Origin of the sequence: Cyclobacterium qasimii M12-11B (assembly GCF_000427295.1) — a bacterium.
Lineage (GTDB): Bacteria > Bacteroidota > Bacteroidia > Cytophagales > Cyclobacteriaceae > Cyclobacterium > Cyclobacterium qasimii.
Genome location: NZ_ATNM01000197.1, coordinates 217,626 through 229,229, shown reverse-complemented (window position 1 = coordinate 229,229; position 11,604 = coordinate 217,626). Strand labels below are relative to the sequence as shown.

Here is an 11,604-nt window from a genome sequence, read left to right as displayed (position 1 = left end):
AGGGGGATTTCAACGGGAATAGTAAGCCATTACCAAGTCGTAGGCTTTAGTCGTACTCAGGTTATTATAGTATTAATAAAACATCCCAGGAATTGTTTTCACTAGTCAAACTTTTTCACTAAAACCCACCCCAATAGCTATATCAGGTAACGTCGGTGCTTTTTCGATTAAATATCATGGTGCAAGCTAAACTGTAATTGGTTTTTACTCCATTGGTCAGTCGATTGTCTCATGCCTCCCAGTTGAACTTTCAAGTCATTATTGATCATATAGCCAAGGGCCACATAAAACCTGTTTCGGTCAAAGATTTCAACTGAGCTTCCATTTCCTATACCTCTTTCGCCATTGATAAAAATTTCATTGTAAAGGGCCAGGTAGAGGGTGTTTTTTTCCATTGCTGCTTTATTCAAGGCTATATTTAAAAATAAGTTGTACCGAAAACGGGTTCTGAAATCCTGGTTTTCTACAAAGCGCTGCTCATAGCGAAACCTATGGGTAGCATAAAATCGCTCGCCAAATTGAGAGGGGAAAAGGGCTTCCTGATAGATTCTGCTTTCAGAGGATGTGCTTTTGTCCTCCCCATAAGCTCCTGAAGTAATGTTAGCAATGCCAAGGGTGAACTTGATGTCCGTCTCTTTTGGTTTATAGGTCAACCCTCCTCGTAACAACAGTTGTTCCAGGTCTCCACCTTTGTTCCAGTTGCGGTATTGGATATCTCCCTGAAAGCCCCATTGACTTTTATTAAAGGTTGAATTAAAAAAATACATGTACCAGGCCCCTGTTTTGTCCGTGTCTATTTGGGCTTTCCCTGAGAAGGGTACAAGTAGGGTAATGATTATGGACAGTAAAAATAAACGCTTTTTCATTTTTGGGTTTAAAATGTGATGATGGAGTTTTGAAACAGACATTTCTCTCATTTGACCTGCCTGAAATGATAAAGATAGTTCAAAAACATGGGCCTTCCAACCGTTTGAAAGCCGGTTTAGCTTCCTTGAGAATACTATTTACATGGGAAAAGACGATTAATTTATCCTTCTAAATGACTTAATAAATTAATGGTTACCCCATTTGGGTCTTTAATAAAAAAGCGCCTCACTCCCCAGTCTTCATCCGTAATTGGGTATTCAATGGTTATTTTCTGTTGCCTGGCTTTTTCATGCCAACTGTCTATTTCCGAAACTTCTATGGATAAGAATATAGTGGAATTGTCAAGAGGGGCATTGTCCTTGTTTTGAAAGATTGAGATTTGTGCCGTAGGGTTTTCTTTGGAAACAAAGGTCAACACCCACCCCATGTCCATGGCCAATTCCATATCTAAAAAATCAAGGTAAAAGCCTTTGCTTTTCTCCAGGTCATTTGAATAAATATTGGGGACTATTCTTCGCATGGTTTTTTTGTTTTAATGGTTTGTTGTCAAAGATAAAAAAAACTAGTCCAAGTGATTTTGTCAGCATTGTTGCGGAAAAAAAAAGCAACAATACCGCCAAAATCAGGATGTATACTCTATTTAATTTCCAAGGGTTTTCACCCTTGGCTACAAAAATGTCACCCCTATTGGGGTTTAGGGAACGTAAAGGATTCCGGTGTAATCTTTAAAAATGCAAGATTGGGTTGATAGATGATTTTGTCAGCATTGTTGCGGAAAAAGAAGGCAACAATACCGCCAAAATCATAGTGTTTTTCTTATGTAATTACCAAGGGCTGACACCCTTGGCTATGATATTTCGCCCCTTTGGGGCTGGGGAATGGGGACGATTAAATACCCGTCCATCTCTGCTCGTCACTGCGAATCCATTTTTTGGGGATTTTAGGGAGGGAATGGGTGCGGCAGTCCCTCGCTTAATCGGGATATCGAGTTGAGAACAGGTGTTAATGGGTGGGGACTTCCGTTTTTGCCAGGGGTTTTGCACCCCTATCTACAAAAGTTTCACTCCTCCGGAGTTTTTCGTATTCCTTCCATTTTTCGGTTAGTGTTACATAGAAAGTTATGATAAAGTGATTGGTGGAATCCTGCTTGAATTGTGGAGCAATGTTTTGGCTATGCCAGACTCAGGTTAAGCCTAGATTATGACCTCAATTGAATTTTTTTTGGACGTTATTGAATTTAGGAATCGATTCGCTATTCAATGTCTGAGAAAAGCGGCCATGTTCTGTAAAATTTGAATAAACGTATTTCTCCTCAATCTCATAAACAGATGTATTTTTTCATAAAAAGATAGGGTTAAGTTGTAAAGTATTGTAAATCAGCAGGTATATGTTTGAATGTTCTCTCCAAAGAAGCAGGGGTTGGCACATGAATGAACAAACAAATTCAGTATGATTTAAGTTAACTGAGGGTGAAAAATTGTAGTAAGTTTTTCCATTTTATGAAATGAATCCCGGATTGTACTTTATAGAATGGCATAAAATTTATGCATTATGTCCATATAAACTATCAATTAATTTGGATTTCATCCATTAGAACATAAAGGTTATGATTACGACAGCTAATGTTTCGAATGTTGCCAATGATATAGTGGCAACCATAGGGGAGACTCCCTTGGTGCGTCTGGATAAACTTTTCCCAGACAGCCATGCATCGTTTTATGGTAAATTGGAGGCAGCCAATCCTTCCGGAAGTTTGAAGGACAGGACTTCGATTTTTATAGTCAAAAAAGCACTTGAAGAAGGAAGAATAAATAGAGGGGATACCATTATAGAATCGAGTTCCGGTAACATGGCCTTAGGCCTGGCACAGGCATGTATCCATTATGGATTAAAGTTGATCGTGGTGGTGGACCCTAACTTGAATGCACATACAGAAAAGCTATTGAAAACCTATGGGGCCCAACTGGAATATGTAAAAACCCCTGCTAAAAAAGGAGGTTTTCTAGCTGCCCGACTAGACAGGGTACAGGAGCTATTGCAAGCCATACCCAACAGTTTCTGGACCAACCAATATGGGAACCTTAACAACCCTTTGGCACACCATAAAACCATAGACGAAATAATGAGAGACCTGGGTGGAGCGGTTGATTACCTCTTTGTGTCCACTAGCACCTGCGGTACTTTAATGGGTTATGCCGATTATATCAAAGAGCATAATCTAGGAACAAAGGTGATAGCGGTGGATGCTTTAGGAAGTGTTTTGTTTGGAGGAAAGGCAGCGCCAAGACTTATTCCTGGACATGGGGCAGGTGTACAATCGCAGTTTGTCGATACCCAAAAATTTGAAGGCCATGTAAAGGTTAGCGACCTGGACTGTATTGAAGGATGCTGGTCCTTGCTCAAAAAAGAAGGGATACTCTGTGGAGGCTCCACAGGTGGAGTAATTGCTGCCATAGATCGGTACATCAAATACATTCCAAAGGCTAGCAATTGTGTGTTCCTTTTGGCAGATAGGGGAGAGCGGTATCTCGACACCATTTACAATCCGGATTGGGTATTGTCCAATTTCCCTGAAAGTGAGCCAAAGCTAAAAACTGCCATTGGATGGTGAGAGCTGACACCGAAAGGATGGAAAATGCATCAACATATAATATTGCCATAGTTGGAGTAGGCCCAAAAGGTTACTACGCTTTTGAGCGCCTGTTGGCGCAACTCAAAGCGCGCGAAATCCAAGATCCTATAGCGATCCATCTTTTCAATCAAAATAAATTCTTTGCAGCTGGTAATGTTTACCGCCCTGATCAGGCGTCTTATCTGCTGATGAATTATGCCAATAAAAACATCAATAGCTGGACGGATGAGGAACCCCGGGCAATTATCGATGAAACACCAAATTTTGTAAACTGGCTGTCCAAAAAAGCGCAAGTTCCAGAAAGTCAAATTGGTGAGGAATTTTCTTCACGGGCAACAGTAGGTAGCTATTTGATGGAAGGATTTGATCGTTTGGGCAATAACTTGCCTGAGAATATTCGGTTGGTGAAACATATTAGGACGGTTACCGATATTGAAAAACATGGTGAAAAATTCAGGCTTTATACCCAAGAGAAAGAAGAAGATGAATTTCCGGAATTTGATAGAATTTTATTGACGACCGGGCATTTAGGTTGCGGAGCTGGATTTCTTGAAGAAAACCATTTCGGCCATTCCATCGATTTTGTATACCCTACCCACTTGGCTTTGGGACATATTGAAGCCGGAGCGCAAGTGGCAATTAAAGGATTTGGCCTGACCAGCATCGATGCCATTCTCGCCCTTACCGAAGTTAGGGGAGGGCAATTTGCAGGTGCTGGATCTGATAAATTGACCTATATGCCTTCGGGAAAGGAACCCGACAAAATATTTCCCTTTTCCAGAACAGGCCTTCCAATGATGCCTCGTACAGGGACGATGGATATTGATGCCCCCTTGTTTTTTTTTAGAGAGGATGTTATTGCCTGGCTGAAAAGTATAAAGCCCATTTCTTTTGAAAAGACCATTCTACCCTTGATAATCAAAGAATGCGCCCATAGTTATTACAGCGTGCTTTTCAGGAAATACCAACAGGAGATAATTCACCATTCAACCTATGGATTCAGTATAAGTCAAATAGAAGCTTTTCACAAAGCCTTTCCTGAAGCCGAAAGGTTTAGCTGGGAAAAACTGTTGGATCCCTTTTCCAATCAACCCACTTTGACTCATCAACAAGTTGCCGACTATATAGAAAAACTGCTTTTGGAAGCAGAAAAAGGCCCCGAGGAAAGTCCATTGAATGCGGCATTTGGCACCTGGCGCCGTATAAGTTCAGGTTTTAATGAAATCTACAGTTTTGGAGGCTTGGATGCGGCTTCACATAGACTGTTTGACCGAAACTATTTCGGCCTTTTCAACCGCATTGCCTATGGACCTCCAGTGAAGAACATGAAGAAAATACTGGCTCTTGCTGAAGCAGGAATAGTGGACTTTGGTTTTGCTCGAGGGTCGACTTTTGAGGTCAATGAATCCTCTGATGCTTATGGCTTTTTGAAGGGTGAAAACCAAAAAGAGCAAGCCATAGACTACCTGATCAATGCCCGAATTCCCAGAAACAAGGATAGCGAAACGCCCAGCCCCCTTTATCGTTCAATCTTGGAAAAAGGAATCGGAAGAAAATTCATGAATGCCAGTGGAAGCATTTATACTCCCGGGTGCATGGATATGGATGAAAAGGGTAAAATGATTGCAAAGGATGGAACAGTACAGGAAGGGATTGCCCTATACGGCACGCCTACAGAAGGGCTGACTTTGGACAATGACACCTTGTCCAGAAAACGAAACAATTTTGCCTCCCAATGGGCAGAAGAAGTAGCTAAAGCAGTTGAGAAAAAAGAGACGATAAATATTTCCAATGAATACGAATCAAAATTATATTAAAGGCAATCCAAATGCTGGGCTGACCCCCATTACTTCCCCATGGATGCACCGTATTTTTGAAGACCAGAAAATTATCAGCGGACTGATTGAAAAACATGGCTCCCCCATCAACCTGCACCATCTGCCCACTTTTTCCGATAACATCGCTTCCTTCAAAAAGCTTTTTGAAGCTTATGGATTGAAACACCAAATCTACTATGCACGCAAGGCCAACAAATCAAAATCCCTGGTGAAACAGGCTTTGGAAGTAGGCATAGGTGTGGATACAGCCAGCCAAAAAGAACTGGAACAATCCATCGCTTTGGGTGGAAATGGGAAAAACCTGGTGCTTACTTCTGCCATCAAAACCAAGGAACAGTATGCATTGGCCGTCAATGAGCAGGTGCCCATTGTCCTGGACAATGAGGATGAATGTGTACAAGCCCAAAGCATAGCAGAGGAACTGAATAAAAAGGCCATTGTAGGCATTCGCATAAGCGGTTTTACGGTAGAGGGGACCAAGCTTTACAGTCGTTTTGGCTTTGATATAGCTGCTGTGGAGGCCTTTATTCTGGGAAATTTCGGGGAAAAAGGGCGTTTTAAAAACCTCTCTATTCAGGGTTTTCACTTTCACCTGGACGGTTATTCTACCCTTCAGCGTGGCAAAGCCCTTTCCGATTGCATAGGTTTGGCCAAGCGACTCAATGAGTCTGGTTTGTCCATCGCTTTTATAGACATGGGAGGAGGGATATTGATGAACTACTTGGAAAGCGAGGAGCAATGGAAAGCCTTTGATCAGGCATTGCAAGAAGGAGTGAATAACAATGACAATCCCTTAACTTTCAATGGTCATGGATTGGGCTATGAAATGATCAACAATGAATTAACAGGCCAACTCAAAACCTATCCCTATTACAATCACATCAATGGCACGACCTTTCTAAAGGAGGTGCTGGACTATAAAGATGCGGAAACCGCAGAGAGCAATGCCCAAAGACTGAAGGCCATGTCACTTGAAATACGAATAGAACCAGGTCGCTCCCTGCTTAACCAAACGGGGATGACCATTGCCAGGGTAGCCCATAGGAAACAGGATGCCAGAGGGCAATGGCTGGTAGGATTGGAAATGAACATGAGTCAGATGATGAGTTCCAGTGAAGATTTTCTCTTGGATCCCTATGTGATGTATGCGGGTAAATCAGAGTCAAACGCGCCTGTAGAGGTGTTTTTCACAGGTGCCTATTGTTTGGAAAGGGATGTGCTGCTCAAACGCAAAATCTCCCTGCCCCAACTCCCCGCCATAGGTGATTTTGTCGCCTTTGTAAATACCGCCGGCTATATGATGCACTTTTTCGAAACCGAAGCCCACCTTTTCGACCTGTCCCAAAATTTAAGTTTTAGTAGTGAGGGTAAGTTAGGGGTATCGGATTTTACTGCTGATGATTTGATTGGGTAATTATTTTTAGGGAGTTTAATTTTTAGTGGAGTAAACGATATTATTTTTTGATTTTTCTTTAATAGGCTTCTGTTTAATATTTTAAATTTATTAAGTGCTGGTGTAATTGCTGTTCAAGCCTGTGTATTTCCAAATATATTCCTGCCGTTTAAGTAAAAGTGTGGTTTCTATACTTGAATTTTTGTCCTAAATAGTTAATTTGACATTTTACAAGCTAAATGGGGTGGGTTTATAGTCGATATATACGCAACTCAAATAGTAAACATAGCTATATACACTTGTTGGGCTTAATGGAAAGAAACGCAATACAAAATTGAAACTATGCAGATAGAAATTAACGCATATAATTTTTCAGATCTTGACGAATTTTATGATGAGATAAAAACCAAATTGACTAAGAATTTGGAATTTAAGATAGGTCGTAATTTAGATGCATTCAATGACGTTTTAGCTGGTGGATTTGGTGTTTTTGATTGCTAAGATAAGTCCGATGATTTAATCTGAATTGATTCAAATAAAAGCAAGTTGGATTTAAATGAAAAATACAATAATAGTGGAAAAACGATTTTTGAAATAATCATTGAAATAATCAGATACAATGACCATATAAAATTAATTCTCAAATAGAACTATTGAAAATGCAGGATTTAAGTCAAAAAGACTTTTCGGATTTTATTAAAAATGGATTACTTAAAGATTTTCCATATTTTTCCGATTATATAAAAACCAAGGATGATATTTTGACAATTGAATATCCAAGCCAACAAAAGACAGCAACTTTCTGGATTACAACACAAGATTTAGAAATTACAATTGGATTTGATAATAGCGAAGGAAATTGTAGTTGGCATACACATATGAGTTTATTTGGAGCTTATGAACCTGTAGACGAGCTGAAAACTTCGATTGAGTTGATTAAAAACATTTTTAATGGAATTGAGATTTTAGTATTTGAATCAGACTCTATCATTTACTTGACTAAAAATCCAGATGAAGAGATTGCAAATGCAGAGAATAATCAGATTCTTGAATTTAAAAAATGGACTGAAATATAGAAACCACTACGCCTAACAAAATGTAAAATTCATGTGGCTCAATATCAACAAAATAGCCATTATTTCGTGCAACGTTGCTTACGGCCTGACAAGTCAAACTTCGTTGGACTTGTCGCCCCACGAATCTTACATAGAACGTTGGTGTGCTACGAAGCTGTGGTAATCCAGTAGGTGTAAATCCTACCTAAATAATTTGCTGTTCATTTAGTAGAGTTTTAGATAGTTAACTGCCAGACTTTAGCTGAAGCCAGTTATGCTCAAATTAATAAGACATATTTTGTAAGTTTGAACCTGTAATAGCTGGGTTGTCCTAAACCCTAAAAACTGAAAAGCTTTATCTTTTTCAATGGCCTCCTGCATTAGCTGGTGAAAATTGGGTAATTCGACACCGGTGGCTGAGCCTGTCGAAGTCAATGGTGCCGAAGTTAACTTGGTTAGCTTTTTACCTAATTTTAGTAATTTTGATATCAACGAAAGTTGAAAACTTTCCTCATTTTGGGTCTAAGATACGCTTCGCTAAACTTAGACCAGCGGGTGCGATCAATTGAAACTTAAATTCAGCTCCATAGTGCTCGGAAAAGGAACATATTTATTGGGCTCTCTATCAGCCTTTCAAACTGGGAACTCGCTGATAAAGAATCTATTTTTGAGGATCTTTAAATCTTAACTTATAATAAAAAGTTTTTTTTAAGTTTGCTTTTGTAAAAGAAATGCAACTAACGAGGGCAATCATAACCCATATATAATAAGCAAGCCTTAATTTTACTTTTACCCTATTATCTTTGAACCTTGATAGGCTTCTAAAATGAATAAAACATATAAATATTTTCTTGTCCTTCTGGTCTCAATAATCGTTGCCTATTATAATTCCGGTAAGGAGGAAGCTGAGCTTTCGGGTTTGATGCCTGTATCCAGAGTAGTGGATGGTGATACCTTTTGGGCTGAGGATGGGTCAAAAAAAGGAGTGAAAATTCGATTGATTGGAGTGGATGCTCCTGAAACAAGAAATGGGAATTATAAGAAAATTGGATTTTATGGACAAGAAGCCAAAGCTTACCTTACTGATTTATTAATCAATCAAGAAGTTTTGTTGGAATATGGTGTGGACAGTTTAGACCGGTATGGAAGAACGCTTGCCTACGTTTATTTGTCTGATGGTACTTTTGTAAATGAGGAGTTGATAAAAAATGGTTACGCAAGAGTTTTGTCGATTCCGCCCAATGTTAAATACGCAGATGCCTTTGTATCCTACGAACGTGATGCCAGAGAAAGCAATCGTGGGCTCTGGCAAAAGGAGTCTGAATAATCAATTGGCTTATAAGAATGTAGGTCAGCATTGGAGAAAACAAAGCATATTGATCGTATTGTTCTCTTAATTTCGACTAAGGCCGGATGAATATGATTTGACCCTGTAAATGAGCTTTTGCCCATTCCTATTGAATTGATTTCTTTGGTCAATTCAGCCTGAATCAAAGAAAATGAAGCGATTCCTCCTTTTCAATAGCCTCCTGCTTTAACTGATAAAAACTGGATAATTCGGCACCGGTGGCTGAGCCTGTCGAAGTCAGCGGAGTCGAAGTTGATATTGGGAGCTCTCTACCTATTTTAGTGATTGTGATATCAATAAAAGTTGAAAACTTTCCTTATTTTGGGTCTAAGTTATGCTTCGCTAAACTTAGACCAAGTAGAAGAGATGACACACAATGAAAAGAAAGGAAATGCATAAAAAATTAATTACTGGATTATTAATACTTTTTGGACTTCAAGGGTTTGGGCAATCGAATGATCTAAATTTATCGGAAAGATTCGGTAAGTGTGATTCTACACTGACTGATTATGAAGTTATGGATTTATTATTTCATTATAGAGATGTCGCTAAAATGAACCAAAACGATGGAGTATTAGAGGACTTACAAAACCTTGAACGAAATGATGCATTCCCAGAGATTGAGAAGATATGTTCTGAAATACTTGATTATAACCCAGTTAATTTAACTGCCTTAACTTACTATGCAATAGCGCAACTAGGGCAAGAGAAAGAAGAAAATATTACCTCTTCTTGGGATAAAACACAAATGATATATAATGCTGTAAAGCGATTTGGTAAAGGAACAGCGTCTGCACCATTTATTGTTTCCGACTTAAATGATGCAAAAGCATTAATTTATCTGTACTGGGAAAAAGGAACAGAAATTAATTCTTTGAAAAAAAGTCAAGAGGGAATTGTGAATATTTTGATCTCTAACCCTAAAGGTGTAAACGATACTGTTAGCTTTAATTTTGATAAAAGTCTGAATATTAGAGAAATATATTTTGATTATCACCGGGACTTTCAATTTTATCTAGCAGAATCAGCAAGCCCTCAATCTGAATTTTACTACGAAACGTTGCTGGACCGATTTCAAAGTCATGATAAGTCCTTGAAAAACAATGAAATCATTGCTTTAATGATTGGTTTCAAGAACAATCAGAATTATCACCCCTATAAAAATGTCGAGAAGGAGCGTGAAATAATGAAGTTAATGGGCGATAAGAATTATGATAAAGCATTGATGCTAAGTAAAGAGCTTTTAAAAACCAACCCAGTAAACTTTACAGCCCTTATGGAAGAGGGTTTTTCTTTATGGAAAATTAACGATGACAGAAGTTATTTCCCCTCTGTAAAATCAAGAATGATCGTAGATGCCATATTGTGGAGTGGAACAGGATCAAATACACATTCCTATTTTGTTCTTAGCCCACTTGATGGTCAGACGATTATTAGCTATATATTCGGAGGAAACATTGGGACTATGGGGTCTGGTGATGATTCAAATGGTTATTTTCTTGACATGCTAGATATGGAAATAGAAGGACAAGAAACAATAACCCTTTATTTTAATATTGACCATGCAATAAATAATAGCGAATTTAAAAAGCAGATTGAAAAATCTTTAGACAAGGAATAGTGCTTGGTTATAACTGATCAATCCGAAGGTTTTGTATCAATTTATTAATGCAATTTTTCAACTACGGGGAGTGGCTGGGCCATGCAAGCTAAAGGGGATTTGTGGCTTTACAATTCCGATATTTCTATACCAAGTCATTGATTAAGACCATTGTTACTTTTTTGCTGCAGGGCCAAAAAGTAACCAAAAAACCCCGCCGCTGAGTATCTTTTCGGCTAAAATTTAAGGCTGCCCGCACACAGGCAAACTCTGGTATTTTAGGTTTGAGCTATTCAGCTTACATTTCCGGTAGTAAATGCTCACATCAAGGTCAAACATGCCTGTGCCCTTGCCATACCCTGCTTAAATTTCTTCACGCCGAATAGCTACAAGGCGGAAATTTAAAAATCAGCCTATTAAATAATGATTATAAGCATTGGATATTCCAGAGCATGGCGACCTTTTATATTTAGATTTAATAATTCACCTTTTGTAATTTAAATATAGGATAAAGCCGGATGATGCGACTTTACCCTATAAATGGGCTAAAGCACATTCCTATTGAATTGATTTCTTTGGTCAATTGATTTAGCCTGAATCAAGGAAAATGAAACGAATCCTCCTTTTCAATAGCCTCCTGCTTTAACTGGTAAAAATTAGGTAATTCGGCACCGGTGGCTGAGCCTGTCGAAGTCACCGGTGTGCAAGTTAATATTGGGAACTCTCTACCTATTTTAATGATTGTGGCATTAACGAAAATTGAAAACTTTCTTCATTTTGGGTCTAAGTTACGCTTCGCTAAACTTAGACCAGCGGGTGTTGTAGGATTGAGGGATAACCTTCGTCCGTTATATCCAAGAGCAGCTAATGG

Annotated in this window: 9 protein-coding genes; 7 read left to right on the top strand and 2 right to left on the bottom strand. The window is 38.9% G+C overall.

Going from position 1 to position 11,604, the window contains the following annotated elements; translation table 11 throughout:
• Positions 1-167: 167 nt before the first annotated feature.
• Together ADICYQ_RS24925 and ADICYQ_RS24920 are read right to left on the bottom strand one after the other, a co-directional pair.
• Complete coding sequence (locus ADICYQ_RS24925) at positions 168-866, bottom strand: DUF2490 domain-containing protein (protein WP_040418106.1); 699 nt, start codon at positions 864-866, stop codon at positions 168-170.
• Between the two features lie 161 nt (positions 867-1,027).
• The gene (locus ADICYQ_RS24920) at positions 1,028-1,387 is read right to left on the bottom strand and encodes a VOC family protein (RefSeq protein WP_020888518.1); all 360 of its coding nucleotides are present in this window, start codon (positions 1,385-1,387) and stop codon (positions 1,028-1,030) included.
• 1,086 nt (positions 1,388-2,473) lie between these two features.
• On the opposite strand from ADICYQ_RS24920, the gene sbnA reads away from it, so the two are divergent.
• From sbnA to ADICYQ_RS24880, 7 genes are all read left to right on the top strand, one after another.
• Positions 2,474-3,478: a 2,3-diaminopropionate biosynthesis protein SbnA gene (gene sbnA / locus ADICYQ_RS24910; RefSeq protein ID WP_020888516.1), complete on the top strand. Its 1,005-nt coding sequence runs from the start codon at positions 2,474-2,476 to the stop codon at positions 3,476-3,478.
• Entirely contained in the window at positions 3,472-5,316 is a 1,845-nt protein-coding gene (locus ADICYQ_RS24905; protein ID WP_020888515.1) for an FAD/NAD(P)-binding protein, read from the top strand. The genes sbnA and ADICYQ_RS24905 overlap by 7 nt, the downstream gene beginning before the upstream one ends.
• Positions 5,291-6,751, top strand: a complete 1,461-nt coding sequence (locus ADICYQ_RS24900) for a type III PLP-dependent enzyme domain-containing protein (protein ID WP_020888514.1) — start codon at positions 5,291-5,293, stop codon at positions 6,749-6,751. Before ADICYQ_RS24905 ends, ADICYQ_RS24900 begins: the two co-directional genes overlap by 26 nt.
• 321 nt (positions 6,752-7,072) lie before the next feature.
• Positions 7,073-7,231 carry a barstar family protein gene (locus ADICYQ_RS27930; RefSeq protein ID WP_020888513.1) on the top strand — a complete coding sequence of 53 codons (159 nt, stop codon included), beginning with the start codon at positions 7,073-7,075 and terminating at the stop codon, positions 7,229-7,231.
• Between the two features lie 158 nt (positions 7,232-7,389).
• On the top strand, positions 7,390-7,806 hold the full coding sequence (locus ADICYQ_RS24895; protein WP_040418105.1) for a hypothetical protein: 417 nt from the start codon (positions 7,390-7,392) through the stop codon (positions 7,804-7,806).
• An 805-nt stretch (positions 7,807-8,611) separates the two neighbouring features.
• On the top strand, positions 8,612-9,112 hold the full coding sequence (locus tag ADICYQ_RS24885) for a thermonuclease family protein (protein WP_020888510.1): 501 nt from the start codon (positions 8,612-8,614) through the stop codon (positions 9,110-9,112).
• 397 nt (positions 9,113-9,509) lie between these two features.
• Entirely contained in the window at positions 9,510-10,754 is a 1,245-nt protein-coding gene (locus ADICYQ_RS24880) for a DUF4919 domain-containing protein (protein WP_040418103.1), read from the top strand.
• Positions 10,755-11,604 lie beyond the last annotated feature (850 nt).

Excerpts from the sequence above, each read along its gene's own strand:
- ADICYQ_RS27930 (WP_020888513.1), top strand. The coding sequence starts at position 7,073 with ATGCAGATAGAAATTAACGCATATAATTTTTCAGATCTTGACGAATTT.
- ADICYQ_RS24920 (WP_020888518.1), bottom strand. The coding sequence starts at position 1,387 with ATGCGAAGAATAGTCCCCAATATTTATTCAAATGACCTGGAGAAAAGC.
- ADICYQ_RS24885 (WP_020888510.1), top strand. The coding sequence starts at position 8,612 with ATGAATAAAACATATAAATATTTTCTTGTCCTTCTGGTCTCAATAATC.
- ADICYQ_RS24900 (WP_020888514.1), top strand. The coding sequence starts at position 5,291 with ATGAATACGAATCAAAATTATATTAAAGGCAATCCAAATGCTGGGCTG.
- ADICYQ_RS24880 (WP_040418103.1), top strand. The coding sequence starts at position 9,510 with ATGAAAAGAAAGGAAATGCATAAAAAATTAATTACTGGATTATTAATA.
- ADICYQ_RS24895 (WP_040418105.1), top strand. The coding sequence starts at position 7,390 with ATGCAGGATTTAAGTCAAAAAGACTTTTCGGATTTTATTAAAAATGGA.
- sbnA (WP_020888516.1), top strand. The coding sequence starts at position 2,474 with ATGATTACGACAGCTAATGTTTCGAATGTTGCCAATGATATAGTGGCA.
- ADICYQ_RS24905 (WP_020888515.1), top strand. The coding sequence starts at position 3,472 with ATGGTGAGAGCTGACACCGAAAGGATGGAAAATGCATCAACATATAAT.
- ADICYQ_RS24925 (WP_040418106.1), bottom strand. The coding sequence starts at position 866 with ATGAAAAAGCGTTTATTTTTACTGTCCATAATCATTACCCTACTTGTA.